The organism is Candidatus Thiosymbion oneisti, from assembly GCF_004359955.1.
Classification (GTDB): domain Bacteria; phylum Pseudomonadota; class Gammaproteobacteria; order Chromatiales; family Chromatiaceae; genus Thiosymbion; species Thiosymbion oneisti.
In genome coordinates, this window is sequence record NZ_SMSC01000014.1 from 71656 (window position 1) to 89638 (window position 17983).

General features: G+C 52.7%; 16 protein-coding genes. 3 read left to right on the top strand and 13 right to left on the bottom strand.

Translation table 11 applies throughout. The features are described from left to right. Positions 1–257 precede the first annotated feature (257 nt). Genes E1958_RS09765 through E1958_RS09775 form a run of 3 tightly spaced genes read right to left on the bottom strand, consistent with a single transcriptional unit; the run spans position 258 to position 3750 of the window. A complete protein-coding gene (locus E1958_RS09765; RefSeq protein ID WP_166664630.1) occupies positions 258–1412 on the bottom strand; it encodes a Gfo/Idh/MocA family protein in 1155 nt (384 codons plus the stop codon). After that, positions 1412–2548, bottom strand: a complete 1137-nt coding sequence (locus E1958_RS09770) for an SGNH/GDSL hydrolase family protein (RefSeq protein WP_133511721.1) — start codon at positions 2546–2548, stop codon at positions 1412–1414. The genes E1958_RS09765 and E1958_RS09770 overlap by 1 nt, the downstream gene beginning before the upstream one ends. After that, positions 2545–3750 (bottom strand): SGNH/GDSL hydrolase family protein, encoded by a 1206-nt coding sequence (locus E1958_RS09775; protein ID WP_133511722.1) that lies wholly within the window; start codon positions 3748–3750, stop codon positions 2545–2547. The genes E1958_RS09770 and E1958_RS09775 overlap by 4 nt, the downstream gene beginning before the upstream one ends. Before the next feature lie 670 nt (positions 3751–4420). On the opposite strand from E1958_RS09775, the gene E1958_RS09780 reads away from it, so the two are divergent. From E1958_RS09780 to E1958_RS09790, 3 genes are read left to right on the top strand one after another with little or no spacing between them, the layout of a single operon-like run. Next, positions 4421–4675 carry an acyl carrier protein gene (locus E1958_RS09780; RefSeq protein WP_133511723.1) on the top strand — a complete coding sequence of 85 codons (255 nt, stop codon included), beginning with the start codon at positions 4421–4423 and terminating at the stop codon, positions 4673–4675. Between the two features lie 2 nt (positions 4676–4677). After that, entirely contained in the window at positions 4678–5517 is an 840-nt protein-coding gene (locus E1958_RS09785; protein ID WP_133511724.1) for an AAC(3) family N-acetyltransferase, read from the top strand. Next, a complete protein-coding gene (locus E1958_RS09790; protein ID WP_207787536.1) occupies positions 5514–6842 on the top strand; it encodes a DUF4910 domain-containing protein in 1329 nt (442 codons plus the stop codon). Before E1958_RS09785 ends, E1958_RS09790 begins: the two co-directional genes overlap by 4 nt. A gap of 19 nt (positions 6843–6861) precedes the next feature. On the opposite strand, the gene E1958_RS09795 is transcribed toward E1958_RS09790, so the two are convergent. The 10 genes from E1958_RS09795 to E1958_RS09840 form a co-directional block, all read right to left on the bottom strand. Next, complete coding sequence (locus E1958_RS09795) at positions 6862–7557, bottom strand: glycosyltransferase (RefSeq protein WP_133511725.1); 696 nt, start codon at positions 7555–7557, stop codon at positions 6862–6864. Positions 7558–7642: 85 nt separating this feature from the next. Next, the gene (locus tag E1958_RS09800) at positions 7643–7936 is read right to left on the bottom strand and encodes a hypothetical protein (RefSeq protein ID WP_133511726.1); all 294 of its coding nucleotides are present in this window, start codon (positions 7934–7936) and stop codon (positions 7643–7645) included. Positions 7937–7953: 17 nt separating this feature from the next. Then, positions 7954–9225 (bottom strand): class I SAM-dependent methyltransferase, encoded by a 1272-nt coding sequence (locus E1958_RS09805; protein WP_133511727.1) that lies wholly within the window; start codon positions 9223–9225, stop codon positions 7954–7956. Between the two features lie 171 nt (positions 9226–9396). Beyond that, entirely contained in the window at positions 9397–10977 is a 1581-nt protein-coding gene (locus E1958_RS09810; protein ID WP_133511728.1) for a hypothetical protein, read from the bottom strand. Next, the gene (locus E1958_RS09815; RefSeq protein ID WP_133511729.1) at positions 10974–11840 is read right to left on the bottom strand and encodes an SDR family oxidoreductase; all 867 of its coding nucleotides are present in this window, start codon (positions 11838–11840) and stop codon (positions 10974–10976) included. The genes E1958_RS09810 and E1958_RS09815 overlap by 4 nt, the downstream gene beginning before the upstream one ends. A 12-nt stretch (positions 11841–11852) precedes the next feature. Continuing rightward, on the bottom strand, positions 11853–12929 hold the full coding sequence (gene pseI / locus E1958_RS09820; RefSeq protein ID WP_133511730.1) for a pseudaminic acid synthase: 1077 nt from the start codon (positions 12927–12929) through the stop codon (positions 11853–11855). A 39-nt stretch (positions 12930–12968) separates the two neighbouring features. Continuing rightward, positions 12969–13730 carry a class I SAM-dependent methyltransferase gene (locus E1958_RS09825; protein ID WP_133511731.1) on the bottom strand — a complete coding sequence of 254 codons (762 nt, stop codon included), beginning with the start codon at positions 13728–13730 and terminating at the stop codon, positions 12969–12971. After that, entirely contained in the window at positions 13727–14854 is a 1128-nt protein-coding gene (gene pseG / locus E1958_RS09830; protein WP_133511732.1) for a UDP-2,4-diacetamido-2,4,6-trideoxy-beta-L-altropyranose hydrolase, read from the bottom strand. Before pseG ends, E1958_RS09825 begins: the two co-directional genes overlap by 4 nt. 20 nt (positions 14855–14874) lie before the next feature. Then, complete coding sequence (locus E1958_RS09835; RefSeq protein ID WP_133511733.1) at positions 14875–16902, bottom strand: aminotransferase class III-fold pyridoxal phosphate-dependent enzyme; 2028 nt, start codon at positions 16900–16902, stop codon at positions 14875–14877. Beyond that, positions 16899–17789, bottom strand: coding sequence for an aldo/keto reductase (locus E1958_RS09840; RefSeq protein WP_133511734.1), 891 nt, complete (start codon positions 17787–17789; stop codon positions 16899–16901). Before E1958_RS09840 ends, E1958_RS09835 begins: the two co-directional genes overlap by 4 nt. Positions 17790–17983 lie beyond the last annotated feature (194 nt).

A 17983-nucleotide genomic window follows, 5' to 3' on the forward strand; every position in this document is an offset into this window, starting at 1 on the left:
CGCTTTTCAGGAACGCGCCGAGACGGCGCGTCTACCCGGATCGAAGACGGTGGTTCCTCCTCGCTTCCTGATTCCGACCATCCCTGTCGAATCGGCGACTTAACCTTAATTTAATGACATTGGGTTGGACAAAGCCCGTAGGATGCAGTGCCATCTAAGTGCTCTGTTCCGTATTGACACGATTAGCTTTAACCCCTTACCCACACGAGGCATAAGAGAGCCGAAAAAACTCATAGAAGGAATTCTTTAGCGTGTCTTCAGGTCGAGAAACTGACGGCATCCGTTTTTAAGGAGATCCAAGACCGCTGACGGTTGGCACGGCTGGCAGCCGCCAAGAGCGCCAATCCCTCGTTGGCATGTTCCCAGCCGTAAACATAGGATGAACGGTATTTCCCTTCCACACGGTATTGTATCAAGGCATCCGCAATATCGGCATAGAGATTGGCAAAGGCCTCGATAAAACCGGCCGGATGGCCCGGTTTGAAACGCTCACGGATTTCGTCTCCATGCACCGCATTGCCGCGATCATAGGTCACCCGCGTCGAATCCTTCCGGTAGATGTGTAGGTATTCCGGCCTTTCCTGCACCCACTCGGCACTGGCCCGGTCTCCGAACAGCCGTAGTTTGAGCCCGTTTCGATAGCCGAGCGCTGTCTTGCTCACCCAGAAGGAGGCCCGAAAGTCGTTCTCATACTTCACCCAGATAGAGGCATCATCGACGATCCCCTCGAAGATAGAGAAGTGATGGAAATCGGCATTGACCGCGATAGGTTTCAATCCCGTCAGAAAGGCGGTGAGATGATGCACATGTACCGCCAGGTCCAAGAGGATAGTGGGAATCTCGCCATCTTTCAGCCGCCAGGCCTGGGGATGCATCTTCTCGGGGGGTTGGATAAAGGCATCCGAGGGCATCTCTGCCCGGATCTGTTTCAGCTTGCCCAAGGTGCCTTCCTGCACATGGCGGCGCAGATCACGCACTAAAGGATAGCCACTGTAATTGAAGGTGACGGCGAGAAAACCCTTGGACCTCTCCAGGGTTCGTCGAACCCGCCCGGACTGCGCCAAAGTAGCGACCATGGCCTTTTCACAGATTACCGGGATGCCGGCCTCGAGCAGAGCACAGACGATGTCGACGTGGTCCGGGGTCGGTGTCAACACCGCAATCGCATCCAGGTTGTTCTCCTCCTTAGCGACATAGTCTTTCCAATCCGAATACACATTGTCCGGCGGAAGATGCCAGGCCCTACCCGTCTCGGCACTGGTCGCCGAATCACGACTGAAACAGCCGGATACCAAGCGCCACCTGTCATCGAGCTGACTGGCAACCCAATGGGTATAGCCCACTGCCGAACTAATAGCGCCCCCGATGAAACCGAGTCGTAAAACAGGAGCTGAAGGTACGGTAATTGTCACTACTTCAATTCGCCAAGTGAATTTTCGAGTTGGCTTGATATTAACGCGGCAACATATTTTGACCCATTATCATTGAAATGAACATAATCGTATATGTAGGCACTATCTTGTGGGACTTCCTTTGCTAAATCTATAACCTGCACCTCGTTGATTCGTCCTATCCTCCTCACTAAATTATTCATTTCATCATATGTGTCTTTTAACTCCTCATAACCAATCCCCAAACTATTCAGTTTAGGCACTATCCACCCATTGACTATCACCTCGTCCGGCTTATCTTTGAATCTGTTTGCTTGGGTCATTAATACCGGCATAATTTTATGTGACCTGGAGATACCTATAAAAGTCGACAAACTCCTTTCAAATTGTCGGAGTATCTCGTGTTTGTTCATGGTTAATTGTTTTCCACGCAAATGCGAGAACTCATTATCAATGTTAAGGCCACCGAAAACTCTAACTTTTAATTCCGCCAACTCATTAATCAGCCTTGGAAATGCGGCCTTCATGATGTCCTTCATGCCATTATAGAAAGAAGGCCTATGCACCACTATTAAAGATCTGCTTGGGTTTCTATTCCAGTAACTCCCTTCATATAGCAATACATTCAGGTCATTGATATTATGCATCATAACGGCAACGTCGGGACTTAACGCCATTCCCTTGTTCAACAAGATGTTGTTCGAATGCATCGAATCATTGCCGCTTCTGCTGCTATTGAATGAGTTTACTCTCTTGCCGTTTTTCTCCAACAACCTACCGACCAGATATGGGAATCTATTGTTCTCATCGACATAGAGGCATTGTGTCGTGGAACCACCAAGGAAAATTATCGTCAGATCCGGTTGATCGTGTATTCTTGATGGATATATGTAGCCATCCTTATCAATCTCAAATCGATACTCCTTTTTAACCAGACTATCCGAATTGCTCATATCTGCATCAGTAGGAACAACATATTTCACAGCCGAGGGGAGATATTCTCTTAGTCTGATATTTCTGACTTCGGTACTTATTTTTTCCCTTTGTGTTGTCATGGACAAGAGTATTTCAGCTCCATAAGCGGAAAACAGTAGTAGTCCCAGCAAAAAAATCATAAACATTTTTTTGGGGTGCTTTTCAAATCTATTGTGTTTCATTTTTCTGCTCGTTGTTCCTCGATGTGAAAGCTGTCTAGGTTTTGAGATAGTAGAAATGTCCCAACGACCTCGCCGGCCACTTTGTTGCCTCGATCGTTGAGATGAGTATCATTACTGATGTAGCAATCGTCGCAGGTGGCGATCTTATGTGAGAGGTCGAGTCTGGGCAACGCGGCGAAATGTCGGTCGATCCATCGATAGTAGTACCTGAAATCGTATTGCTCGCCATCCACCCGAGAGAGTATTTCTTCGCGCACTCTCTTGTCACCGAAGAACTGGTCCGGAAATATCACCAGAAAGAAAGGTTTGCCACCCTCCGCGGCCATGGCTTTGATGGAGAACAACACAGACGAGAGGTCAGGTGGACCGAAGTAATTCATTTGAAAACGCGAGACCGCGATTTCGCTGACTTGAAATGGTCCCGTTGGGTTATCGCCTGGCTGTGGACGATCCGAGTCTGTACGACTGGCCAGGAACCGTGGGGCGGTGATGATATAGCGGAACAAATAACTATTGAGCGGATGGCCGATACGGAGCAGCGGATTTCGTGGTTGTCGTTGAGGAATCCCCAAAATGGGGGTTCGATATGTATGTGGCACCTCCTCGATAAAGTCGTTTTGCATGAATAATGAGAAAACAACCGCGTCGTACTCGTATCCCTCCGCGATGAGAAAACGTAGTAATTTATAGGAGTTGAGTGGGGAATAGCCTGGCACACCGGCATTGAATACCTCATACCGTCCATTGCCGTTCCTGTTGAGAAACGATTCGATGACATGACAATAAGAACGCGTGGAATGACTTGCTGATCCGTAGGTATAGGAGTCACCTAAGAAAAGGAAACGGGTTGTATTCGCCGGGATTTGCTTCGTGTATTCGCGCTCTGAATTGAAGCCGAGGCTGTTCGTCGGTGTTGGTCGAGGAAGGAAAACGGAATCGCGCTGGTACGATTGACCCCCGATGCCTTGAGGGACCACGAAAAACCGGTCAAAAAGGCGTACTGCACCTTCCATGACTACAATCATCAACACGCATGTCGTGATGATGAAGAGTGGCCGAGGCGTCTTGGCGCGAAGTACGACAACGATGGTGAAACATAGAAGCAAACACAAGCCCACTGAAATGGTATAGTACACCCATTGCATCTGATTGAAGATACATCCGGGTATATATCCACTGAAGTCCTGAACGATGATGGCCATCAGGACAGCGGACAGTATTACTAATAAGGCTATTCGGAGTTTAGTCATCATCAGGAAGCTCATCCTGGTGAAGCATCATGAAGCATCTCTTCTTTGATGTATACTGCCACCCGACACAATCTGAGCTTTTGAATTTCCCCCTCACCCCCGCCCTCTCCCGGAGAGGGTGTCGCAAAAGTCCTTCCAGGGGGGCTGCTGATGGAAATCCGCATGTCCCTTCGGGGCTACCTATCGAACCACAGAGGACACAGAGAACACAGAGTCGACCTACTCTCTTTCTCGGTGTTCTCTGTGCCCTCTGTGGTTTAAATTCCGTAGGCCAGCAGCTAACACCACTGCTTTTACGACACCCTCGCCGGGAGAGGGGCTTTATGGCATTGGGGGTGTAGGATGGGCAGTGACCGTAGCGAACCGCATTGATGAGTTGGAGAGCCGGCGACTGGTAGCTGGTGACTGGAAGCCCGGTTGGTGGGTACAGCCTACTCTACGATCGTGCCAGGAGTGGATAGTAGCAGTCTGGAATCCATAAAGGGCCGTGATTATATACCGAGAAGAAGCTATCCTCTTTCGGATTTCGGCTTGATGCGGACATAACTCTCCGCTTAAGACAGACGGTGATGGCGCCTCGGCACGTCGCTTTGTCATGGTGGAAAACTGAGGAGACGACAGAGTGCAGGATACCCAAGACCTCTCGCCGGAAGATTGGTTGCGTAGGTGGTTTGCCGGGCGCACCCCTGACCTGGAGTTGGACCGTGACGACAACTACTTCGAGGTGGGCGCGATCGACTCCTTTAGTGTCATCGAGCTGATCGAGAACGTGGAGAACCGGTTTTCCATTCGTTTCACCGAGCAGGACTTCCAGGATCGCCGCTTTGTCACCCTGAGCGGATTGGCCGAACTCATCCGGGAGAAGCGCGGAGACTGACCATGGCCGACTACTCCTCGGATGATCTGCGCATCGCCTTGTCGGATCTACCGCTCGACCGAGGCGACATCCTGTTCAGCCACAGCAACCTCGGTTTCTTCGGTCACGCCCAGGGGGTGCGCAACGCCGATGCCTTGTGCCGTCTGTTCGCCGAGGCCGTGCTGGATCGCATCGGGTACGAGGGTACGCTGGTCGTGCCGACTTTCACTTACTCGTTTCCGCGGGGTGAGGTCTTCGATCCCGAGGCCAGCCCCTCGGGTATGGGCCTGTTCGCCGAGTGGGTGCGTAGGCACTCCGACGCGCGGCGCTCGGTCGATCCCTGTTATTCGGTGGCGGCGATCGGTGGAAAGGCGGAGGCGCTGACCGCCGAGGTGCCGGAAAACAGCTTCGGCCCAGGTTCCTTTTTCGACCGCTTCTATGAGGCCGGCGGCAAGATCCTCAACTTCAACTTCGGCGCCGGCTCCACCTTTGTCCATTACGTGGAGCGCCAACTGAAGGTCCCCTATCGCTTCGACAAGACGTTCATCGGGCGCATCCGGCGGAACGGCGAGGAGCATGCGGCCCGGAGCACCATCTGGGTACGTTACCTGAGCGACGATGCCCTGATCAATGCACCCGACCCACTCGACCGACTGGCACGGGCAGAGGGGCTGTTTCATCCGCGCCGCCTGGGGCGTGGCGAGCTGGGGCTGATCACCGCTGCCGACCTCCGGGACCTTGTCGCCCGTACCCTACCCCTCCGACCATGGTTCCTGACCAGGGCGGAGGGCATGGGCGTGACCAGGCCACGCATCGTAGCTGAGCCATGCATCGTAGCCGAGCAGGGAGGTCAAAGCCTATGATAACCGAAGACGTGTTGGGAACCCTCGACCTCGACCGCCTCGGTCACGAGATGCACGGTTGGGCAGCGGATCTCTTCCCTATCTGCCGCAGCATCACGGGCGATGGCGTACGCGAGACCCTGGGTTTTCTGCGTGATCTGCTGCCCGGAATGACCATTCACGAAGTGCCGACCGGGACCCGTGCCTGCGACTGGACCGTTCCCGACGAATGGAATGTCCGGGAGGCTTACATAGAAAACGAGGCCAGCGAACGTCTCATCGACTTCGCCGATCATAATCTGCATCTGGTCGGCTATTCCGAGCCGGTCGACCTTTGGCTCGACCGCGATGAGCTGGACCGACACCTCTATTCGCTCCCCGACCAACCCGACACCATTCCGTATGTAACCAGCTACTACGAGCGTCGCTGGGGATTCTGCCTTACTCATCGCCAACGCGAGACCTTGCCGCCCGGACGTTATCGTGCGGTGGTGCACTCCACCCTGGAGCCGGGCTCCCTCACCTACGGTGAGCTTCTGCTGCCGGGTCGGGAGCCGGAGGAAGTGCTGCTGTCCACCTACGTCTGCCACCCGTCAATGGCAAACGACGATCTGTCGGGGCCGGTGGTGACCACGGCATTGGCGCGCCGGCTGGCGTCACTGCCGGACCGACGGCTGAGTTACCGCATCCTGTACGTGCCGGAGACCATCGGTTCCATCCTTTACCTGTCGCGCCATCTGGCGGAGATGAAACGGCGCACCATCGCCGGTTTCGTTGTCACCTGTGTGGGAGACGAGCGCGACTACTCCTTGTTGCCTTCTCGCCTCGGAGATACCTTAGCCGACCGCGTGGCCGAACACGTCCTGCGCCATGGCACTGACCACTACACATCTTATAGCTTCCTGGACCGCGGCAGCGACGAGCGACAATACTGCAGCCCCGGTGTCGATCTGCCGGTGGTATCGGTGATGCGCAGCAAGTACGGCTGCTATCCCGAATATCACACCTCGGCCGATGACTTGGATCTGATCACGCCGGCGGGTCTTGCCGGCGGTTACCGCATCCTGCACCAATGCCTGACCGTCCTGGAGAACAACGGCTATTACCGGATCACCGTTCCATGCGAGCCGCAACTCGGTAAGCGTGGTCTTTACCCATCGGTGTCGATCAAGGGGTCCGGTCTGGCGATTCGCGACATGATGAACATCATCACCTATTGCGATGGGAACCACGACCTGATCGCCCTGGCCGACCGGGTGCAGCTATCCGCTTTGGAGGTTATCCCGAGCGTGGCCAGACTTATGGATCAGGGCCTACTCGAACGGCTGGATCGAGGTGGGGGCTGAACGATTACGAGGGCGTTCCCTACCGAAAAAATCTAATTCTGATCGCAGTGGACAGATACGTTGGGATTGATTTCATGATCGACATCTTTGAGCGCCCATACTTTCGATCCGACCAAGCCACGGGGATTGTCGTGTACCTGTACTTCCTGAGAATGCCTTTCAAGGCTATCTCCATTCCGATATCGTATCCGTCGGCGGTCGGGGTGATCTCTTCCAACACCATCCTTCTATACGCCTTGAATGAGTTGGTGATGTCACTACAGTCGGTGCGGAAAAGTATTTGGAGAAACCCGTTACCCAACTGCGATACAAAGATTTTCACCGCTGTGGAGCCAGCCACTTTTGCTCCGGCCATAAACCGCGATCCAAAGACCATTTCATACCCGTCCTCTATCAGATGGATATATGAGATCACGTCGTCGAGTGAATCACTGAGATCGCCATTGAATGGAATAAGAACGTCCCCCGTGGCAACACCAAACCCTTTTTGTAATGCCTTCCCATACCCCGGAGGTTCCCCCCCTTTCACTGCGACAACGTTTTGGTGTAAATCCGCAAAGGATTGAAGAATCTCCCAGGTTCCGTCAGTACTGTCGTCGACTGCAACAAGTTCAAAGTCAATTTCATGTGCGGATAAATAGGCATATGCCGTTCTCATAGTCGTTTCCGCATACTCCACCTCGTCCTTAAACGGAATGATGAGCGATGTTTTCATAACCGAAAATCCGATAACTGACTAGCGATATATTCATATTCGCTCTGCGGCAATGGCCTGATGAAAGGCTCAATGGAATAGACTTCTATAAATGACGTGAAACCACTGTCCTAATTTCAGTTTTACCGGAGCGATCCTGTTGGTCAAGGCGTATCCTTTCCATAAAATATATATACTTTTTAATGGTAAGCGTATTAATTTTCTTAACAACCGAACAAAAATCATCAATCTTTCTCGTTATGCCTGAAAAGTGTTTCGTGTCAACCAAGTCGACTGTGTGGCCGGAGTGCTTTAAAGCGGCAGAAAGATAGAGTACCCCTAAAGGTACTCTTCCTATGCAGTCTTTGCCTAACAGATCACTGATAAATAGAATCTTCATTTAGGGTATCCTACTCTCTACAATCGAGGGGGCTGCCTTTTTATTGATAGTGATTGCCTGTCTTTTCCGATAACCTTGACGATTGGATGTGGAATAATGAACTTACCTCCGGCGTTGAGATAATCCGCGTATTTCTCGATAAAGAAATCCAGAAAATTCCAGGACAGAAGCAAGTAATAATCCGGCGGCTCATCGATTGCATTCTCGTCCACAATCGGAATATGAGTTCCGGGGCTGTAGCGACCGATTTTATACGAATTGATTTCGGTGAGACATGCGACGAGATCAGGCCCGATACCATAGTAATTAAGCAAGGTGCTTCCTTTCACAGGGGCGCCAACTCCAAACACTCGCTTTCCTGCACTTCTGATTTGCCTCAGAAATGACATAAGCTCCTGTTTGTTGTGTTCCACACGTTTGGAAAAGTCGAAATACGTTTGTAGCCGACCGAGCCCGGCGCGTTTCTCCTCGGCAATTGTATCATCAATCTTTCTTGTCGTAGGAAAACGTGACTCTTCTCTGCCGACATACAATACAAAAGACCTCCCATGAACAGGATAGAAGTCCACATCCAATAATCGTAGACCATATTCGGAGAAAAGAGTTCGTAGCGGGCCAATCGCATGCATCATCGTGTGTTCGTGATAGAAATGGTCGAATTGAAGATTGTCGATCAGGTCTTTCAGATACACACACTGGGTACAAAAGATCGTATTCTCCCTCATAATAATCTCCAAGCCTTGGACAAAGCTATGAATATCTTCCAGATGATAGAATACGGCGGTAGCTGTGATCAGATCAGGATGGCCCCCAAGCTGTTTCATCGCTTCGGCACCCTGCCGGTTCCAAAAAGCCTCGAAGACGGTAATGCCCGCATCTCGGGCCAATTCACCGGTCCGCTTGCAAGGGTCGATGCCCAACACGCGCATCCCACGATCACGAAACTTCGAGAGCAGCGTTCCATCATTGGCCCCGATGTCAAGCACAAGACTGTTCGGTGGAATGGCGAATTTCCGCATAATATCATGCACAAGGTGCTCGAAGTGGGTAACCATTGGTTGATTGATACCAGTGACATAGGGGTGATCCGTGAACATGGCATCGACGGGAGGAAACTCTTCCAATTGCACTTGCCAACACCGAGTGCAGACCAACATAACGCAAGGGAACATCCGTTCGCTATCGATTTCATTCAGGCTGGGGAAAACATTCCCGTTTGGCTGGTTACCAAGATCGATAAACCGCTCCAGATGCGGACTGCGGCAATTCATACAATAACTATTTTTCATATCCGATGCCCCCGTAACCGGGCCTTACAGAAAAAGGCCTGTTGTTGGTTGGTCTGTATTTTTGATTGATCGTAACTATTCAGGACCCGACAAGTGCGGAAAAGCATTTTCAACTGCGTAACTCCTGCTCCATTGCGTATGGAGGACATAGATGCGCTTCTGCTGTCTGAACTAACTATCATCACGGCGAAAAATATCGAAATCACTCCCGGCATAATCTTTATCATAATGTTTTTTTATAAACGCTTTCAATTCTGGAAATTCATACGTCGTGTCCAATCCTGATATGGGTTCGTATGTGTGTACATCAACAATAAATCTTGGCATTTCTCTCTCTAACTTTGTAATAAAATCTTCTCTCAACTTTTGGATATACGGGGTTGACACATGATGATAAAATTGAAGTTCGGCAATATAGGGAGTTGCAAGGATCGCTTTTGAAGCAAGCATTGCCTCTATAACCCCTTCGTCCCAACATAATGGTTGAACTTTATCGGTTGGTGACAGATGCGCATTTAAGTACGCGGTTATTTCGTCTTGTCTTACCTCCAAGGATAACTCGTATGGTGTTTTCGCGTTGAGCACAATTCTAAAAAAAGTAGCTTGGAGTATTGGCGTTGCGGCAACGATGAAAACCAAGAGGGGAAGAATGTTCGGACGATATAGGTTCGCACATGAAGAAGGAGGCGAATAGAGAATGATTGCTGCACCCAAACTCGCAAAGTACATATATTGCATCAAATGCGGAGACCATAATTTCCCGCTGATACCAGCAGAGGCGGCATAGAGTATGGATAATAAGAATAATAATATCAATGGCTTTTTTATTGCAACAAATATAGGCCTTGTCAAGACAAGATACAGTCCAAATATAGAAGCCATGGATAAAGTACCGAGTCTTTTAAAGTCTAAATACTTATATAACACGTACATAATATGAGAGGAAGTTTCCCGAAACTTTTTATCTCCGGACATCTGTGGATATAGCGGTGCATATGATGAAAAAATATCCCAAAAGGATTCGAGTGCTCCAATTCGCCAAAGCCATAGAAAAGGAATTATCAGGGTTAATAGAAAACCAACCAGCGCGAAAAGCCCCCCCACAATAAAGGGTTTGATAAGTTTTTTTATCGACTTTGAACCATTGGTGTCATGTATACAGTTATACACGATCATGGCGGGAAGCCCGATAATCAGATGTGGTTTGATGAGGGTAACAAACGCAAAGAGCACTCCATGCAGAAAATGTATGAGATTAACCGAATGGTTGGGTTGTCGCTGGGTGGCGAGTAAGAGAGCGGTAGCCATTGGCAATATGGCAATGAAATCTCTCTGCAGACTCATATAGGGTCCATATCCCAAGTATAGGAGACCAAACAATAAGCAACTACCAAGCGCAACAACCTTCCCAAATGAATTCATAATAAACCAGGTTACTACGAATGTTGCCGCAAGCCAAGCAACATTCACTATGCGAAGCGCATAATCGGAGTAACCAAACATTCTTCCTATTGCCATATGGAATAGGTACGAACCCGGCATATTGGGTTCAAAGATATCACGATACGGCACAAAACCATGTTCATTGATCAAATACGCAATATAGTGCATATAAACCAAATCCCCCTTTACTTTCCAGCCGAACGACAGGCCAAGCTCCACCAAAAAGAGTGTGGCCAGCAATGCAAGAAGCAGGTATTTCACGCCTTCCACGGTTTTGTGGGATGGCGGAATTAATGGTGTATTTTTCAATGTCGGGTTACCTCCATTGCATATGAAGAACATAAAGGAAGATTATCCTTCAACTTCCCTGGATGAACCCGAAGAGTTTCGTAGGTGGATGCACCATTGAGCCAAACGACGGGAGGACGAATATCGTTTGAAAAATCCAGATTTACGGCTTGAATGTAAGAGGGGTCCAAAGCGAACGCTTTGGCTATTTCACACGCATATTGGTATCGAGACATGGCTTCCGATCCTACGCAATGGAAAATACCCTGATTAGCGTGATTTATGATTTTATTTACCATGGGAAGTAGATCGTAAATCCACGTCAGGCAATTGACGAGATTTGCAAGGACTATGAACTCTCGTCGAGAGGTCAGTGCCTCACAGGTTAAACTCACGAAGTCCCCTGCGAAACCATAGACTTGGGCAGTCCGCACGATTGCATAGTCGGAAAGTCGTTCTCGGATAAGCCGCTCGGAAGCTGCTTTGTCTTTACCGTATCGGGTCGTTGGACAAGGAGGATCGTCCTCTTGCCAAAAGTGATTATATTTCCCGAAGACATAATCCGAGGAAAAGAATATCATGCGCGTTCCGAATTCCGAGCATGCTCTGGTCAGAATCTCTGTAATGCCGTAGTTCGTTGCACGAGCTGCTTCTTTGTTTTGCTCACAGAAGCGTAGATTCTTGATAGCTGCCAGATGTAGTATCAGGTCAGGGACATACTCTTTTACAAGACGATATACAGTGGCTTCGTCTCGCAAGTCAGCAGAAATCACCCCATCACGCTGCACAACATCCACCGGTATGATTCGATGACTAGTCTCGCAGAGATATTTGGTGAGTTTCTTTCCTATCACTCCCGCAGCGCCGGTTATAAGTATTCGCACTAACTGTCTCTCTTATTGCCCGAGTTTATCCATCTCCAGTAGGTTCCACGTCAGCGGTGTACCCCTTTTGACGGCCTGACCTACCCGCATGCCGATCAACTTATCGAGGTACTTCGGGGGTAATCCCTTTCCAGGTCGAATGGCCCGGACACTGTGCTCGGTCAGCCTATCGCCGGGTTGGAGATCCGCGCACACATAGAGGGACCGACGAAAGGCCCGTAAGGCGCGTTCACCCTCGGTCGGGCCGTATGTCACCTCCCCGAGTGCCTGCCGGGCACGTTCGGTCTCTACGACCAGGGCCGCCAGCTCGTGCGGTTCCAGCGAGAACGCCGAGTCGACGCCGCCGTCCTCGCGGGCAAGGGTGAAGTGCTTCTCGATGACGGTCGCTCCCAGTGCCACACTGGCAATAGCAACGCCGATGCCCAGGGTGTGATCGGAGAGGCCGATCTGGCAGCCGAACAACTCGCGCAGATGGGGGATGGTGAGGAGATTGGTGTCTTCGGGCGTTGCCGGGTAGGTGCTGGTGCATTTCAAGAGGATCAGATCCTTGCAGCCGGCCTCGCGGGCGGCGCGGACGCTCTCATCGAGCTCGGTGACGGTGGCCATGCCGGTCGAGATGAACACCGGCTTGCCGGTAGCGGCGACCTTGCGGATCAGCGGGATGTCGGTGTTCTCGAACGAGGCGATTTTGTAGCAGGGGACCTCGAGCCCTGCGAGGAAATCGACCGCGGTCTCGTCGAACGGCGTGCTGAAACCGATGAGCCCCAGCTCCCGGCAACGTCTGAAGATCGGTTCGTGCCAGTCCCACGGGGTATGCGCTTCTTGGTAGAGCTCATAGAGTGACTTGCCCTGCCACAGGCTGTTCGGATCATCGATGAAGAACTCACCCTCCTTGAGATCGAGGGTCATGGTATCCGCGGTGTAGGTCTGGAGCTTGAGGGCATGCGCGCCGGCCTTTGCCGCCGCCTCGACGATCGCCAAGGCGCGATCGAGCGATCGGTTATGGTTACCGGACATCTCGGCAACAATGAATGGTGGGTGATCAGACCCTATTGTTCGGTCTGCGATTCGGATTAGGTTATAGCTCATTTTTCAAGACCTTTTCATAGACGACGACCAAGGCCCATATCAAGACCTCTTTTCGAAAACCCACAACTTTCCTTGTGCATGATCCCCAATAGGGGGAAGCAGCTGTGCGAGGCGGTTCACCGGCGCATCATAGCTGGGTTCCCGCCCCTCCTGATGCGCAAGCCATGCGTTGACCACGCGGCTGAGAAAATAATATGTTGCGCTATAGGGCACAACCTCGACCAGATCGCAATCATCGATCGTGACCTCAGAGACTTTTGTGTCATCAAGGTAGAGGTTGTGCCAGGGTGGAGAAATCTCTGGTAGGCCCACCATACTTCGCATTTCATTTATTTTTTTCAGACCAGTAGCACTATTCTCCATAAGCAATAGCTTGCCTCCCGGTTTCAGATAACCACATAGCGTACTGATAGCGGCAAGCTGTGCTTTCCAATGAGAGAGATTTATCACCATTCGCTCTGTGAAGACAATATCGAAACGACCGGCTATTTCCGGCGGATCGGTAATGTCACCCACTGAAAAATTTACCTTGGAAGAGAGGTCTGTCGAGTTTGCCGATGATACGGCTGCTTCGATCATGGCTGAAGAAAAATCGAACGCTTCGATGCTTATTTGGAAACGCCTCGCCAGCTCGAGGGCAGTTATTCCATTGCCGCAACCAAACTCCATAACCTCGAGTCCATCCCTGAAATAGTTTGCCAGGGCCTCGATCTCTATCGATTTGGCAATCAGATCATTGCTGCCTGCTTTGCATGAGAGCGGGGCTCTGCTATTCCAGAAGCTAAGAACGTCTGAGGTCATTTCGGGTTCTCGCTAATAAGTTCGTTAACCAACCGGCCGGTGCCCAGGCCGTCACAGATGCGCGCACCTGCTTGAGACATAACGTGCAACTTCGGTTCTACCTTTTCAATTGCATCTTGTATCGCACGCGCCCACTCGGGCTGACCCCTCCCGGTCAAAACTCGGGCATCCAACGCGATTACCGCTCCGGCTTTCCCCAAGGCGGCGCAATTGGATATTTGATTACTCGCTACAGGAAAAAGAATTGTCGGAATACCGAGACAGCAACGTTCCCAGGAGGTACTTCCCGCCGCACCAATCGCCAGGTCGCTCTCGGCCATCAGTTTCGCGATGTCCCATACGTTAACCAGAACTTCAGTCACCCACGGCATTTCGGAGGCCAATGCCCTTACGTGTTCCAGCGCGGGAGCATGGGGACCTATCACCACCTTGATGCGGCAGTCCGGCGGTAACGGACCAGGTTTCAGTGCCCTGAGTACCTTGCCGGTGAAATTATCCTTATCGACCCCACCCATGCTGACCAGCAAACACTCTAGTCGCGGAATGGCCCGCCGATTGAGGCTGTATTGCCGCAGTGCAGCAAACTCGGGGCGCAACAACGCGTATTGCGGTCCAGCCAGGACCTTGCTGCTTGCCGGGACTCGATGCGCATAAGTAGCTGGCATTTGGCCGAGGTTCTGGTCGAGCAGCAAATCACAATCATGCGGGCGATCCGCCAGATCGTCGATGACCATGAGCCGGATACAACGGCTACGCAGATGCGCTTCCCAGCGCGTGTCGAGGGCATAATGATCCACCACGAGCCAATCGAGCTTGTCGACACCGGCACGATCCAACGCCGCTACCGTCTGTTCCGTATCTGTATCCTGGGATACGCCGAGCCAGGCGGCATGGGCCGGGGCATTCTCCTGGGCCGTTACCACACCGGAGGCAGGCGGGGCCGGCAGCAGCGCGAGCCTGTGTCCCCGCTCACACACCAAGGCGTTGACATTGCCCGCCAGCTCGCGGCAGATGAAGAGCACGGTATGCCCACGCCGTACCAACCCGTCCGCGAGGGTGAGGCAGCGCATCAGGTGACCGGTGCCGATCTGCAGGGAGGAGTCGGTACGGAAGGCGATGCGCACAAGGAATAGCTGATTGCTTATTAGTTCAATCGCTTGAAGCCGGTGTGGCAGACAGTCCCCTTCAGGAGCGAGGTGACATCCCGCCCCTGCTCGCACTCACCGATCAGGTCGAAGACGCCGTCGAGAGCGTCGAAGTAGCCGTCAATGACCTCCGATGTGTGCTCCGTACAGACATAGACACTGGTTGCGGCAAGATAGCCCTTCGCCAACATCTCCTGGGTTATCAGGGTCTTGTATTCCAGCGCCTGGGGACTTTGGATTGCAAAGCCGATCAGTGCCGGCAAACCGGAGAGATCGATTCGGACCCCCCTGTCGTCGGCGAGGCGCCGCCAGTTCTCGGCGATCGCATGGCCTGTCGTGGTGATCCGCTCCCAGGAGCGCTTACGTTCCATAACCTCAAGCGTCTTCAAGGCCGCGCTCGGTCCAATGCGCTCGGTCCAGAATGTGCTGCTGATGAAGGTCGATTGTGCGGCCTCCATCACGGCACGGCGCCCGATGACCGCCGTGATCGCGTAGCCGTTTCCCAATGCCTTGCCGAATATCGCCAGGTCCGGCTCGACGCCGAACTTTTTGTGCAGACCGCCGAGAGTCTCGCGGAATCCGGATGTGCATTCGTCGAAAATCAGAACGATGTCTTTGTCGATAGCGAGCTTACGCACATTCTGCAGGAAGCTTTCTTGTGGCCCCAGGTTGCGGGACACTTCCATCTTGATAACGCCGATATCCTGTTGCGCAACCAGCGCCTCCAGCTCATCGAAGCGGTTGTAGGTGAAAGGAAATACCGTGCCTGCCAGGTTGCGTGGAACACCCTTGGGCTCGAGTCCGGGCAATAGGTGTCCATCCAGGTTGTGGTCATCGGCAAGATTCGCAGAGAGATACCAATCATGCCAGCCATGATAGCCACAAATAGCAATCTTATCGCGTCCCGATGCGGCACGGGCGATGCGAATGGCGATGGCATTGGTCTCGCCGCCGGAGCGGGCGAAGCGCACCATCTCCGCCCAGGGATGTAAATCGATCAGCCGTTCGGCTAAAGCGACCTCCTCCGGGCAATTCAAGGTGCTCATGTTACCGGCCCGCACCGTCTGCATGACGGCCTCGTCGACTTCCGGATGACCATAGCCCAGGATATTGGTGCCGATGCCCATGAACGACATATCGATGTATTCGCGGTCGTCCAGGTCCCAGACCCTGCACCCCTGTGCGCGGCTGAAATAGGCCGGCCACTGTTCCGGCAGAAACATCTCGGCCCGCTTCGACAGCAGCATGTTGCCACCTGGGATAATACGCTTGGCGCGTCGCCAGAGCTTTTGGCCCGTGCCCATGGTCGCGCCTTCGTTGCTGGGCAAGTGACGATTGGCCGCGAACAGCTCCGGCTGCTGCCGACACCAGGCCAACACCTCGAGCCAACCGAAGTCCAGTCGGGGATGAAAGTGCGTGAATACGTACCGAACAACGTCCAGGTCCTCAGGCTCATCCACAGTCCAGCGCTCGGCCGAGCAATCCTCCTCATGAGGATAATTGCCGAGCGAAAAGTTACCCGATTCCCGCAGGTAGGGGGTGACGTGTTCCCGCTCGTGAGGTCGGGTCGCTTCCCGACTCGCCCGTTCCAGGGCCGGGAACGAAAACACCTCCGTATCCAGTCCGTCCGGAAAGGTCCGTTGCCCAGTGTTGGATAAATAGTCTACCGCGTCTGCGTGAAAGGCCCCGACCACGGCGTCCACTACCGCCGGATCGATTAGCGGACAATCTCCGGTAATCCGTACTACGGCAGCAGGCTTATGCGGCTTAGCCGCCTGGTAATAGCGGTCCAGCACGTCTTTCTCGCTTCCCCGATATACGGCATACCCTAGCTCCCGCACGTACTCCACGAGCGGTCGATCCCGGGAATGGTCGGAGGTTGCCAGCAGGATCCGGTCGATCCGCTTTGCCAGGGAAAGCCGGTGGAGTAACAACCCGATCATCGGTTTCCCCAGAATGGGTTGCATCACCTTGCTGGGAAAACGGGTCGATCCCATTCGTGCCTGAACGATGGCCAGGGTTTTCATGAAAGATGCCACCGCGAGGGGTTGATCAGGTCGGGATCGTCGGAGCCCAGATCATCGGGCAGCGCGGGCACAGGACCGGATGCAGCAGTCAAGATCTCCTGAAGCTGGCTCAAGTCTTCGACCCCGACAATAACCCGGTCGATGCCCGGCTGATCCAGTACAAAGCCCAGGCATGCGGACAAGGGATCGAGACCGGTATCCGCCAACCAGGTTTGCCATCGATCCCACAACCCCTGCCAACGGCGAAACCCGGCTGGTCGGCTATTGGCCGACATCAGTAGCAGCCCCTGAAGAAAGACCGAGCGGACATGTACCTCGATCCCATTTCGCTGCAGGCGCGGTAGCCAACCGGAAGTTACCAGCCGCCGGTCCAGGACATTCAGCGGTACTTGCACGAGGTCCAGGTCGAAGAAATTGCAGATATTGTCGAGCTCATCCGGACCATAGACCGAAATGCCGATCTTCTCGACCCATCCGCGTTCCTTGAGGCCTTGCAGGGCACAATACAGGGCTTTGCCGCAAGTACTCAGCAAATCTTTTGGGCGGTGCAGCAATAAACCATGCAAGCGTTCTATCCGAAGCCTGTGCAGGGAATCGGTTACCACCCGCGTGGCCCAATCATCGACGCTACGGATCTTCTCGGGCAGTGCCGGCAACTTCGACACGACTCGCCAACCACCTATGCCGATCGCGCCGAGTCGCCGTTCTGCATCACCATAAGCTACCGCGGTATCCAACGTGTCCAGGCCATTATCACGCGCATAGCGAAGAATCGCCGTAGCCTCCTCCAGCACGACCTGTCCTCTTGTGTTTGCAATTCCGTAGTCAAGACCAAGCTGAACGGTGCCGAGCGCAATTCGGCTAATACTATCAACGACAGACTCCATTTTTCGGCACCGCTAATACAATTGCGTACAAAATCCAGCGAGGCTTCGCCTCAGACCGACGAGTCGTGACCCCCTCCTCCCCCAAGGAAGAACCACGGATGGACACGGATAAACACGGATTGTGATCTGTGTTTATCCGTGTCCATCTGTGTCCATCCGTGGTTCAAAGGATTTGCGATTCCTGCCCAACAAGA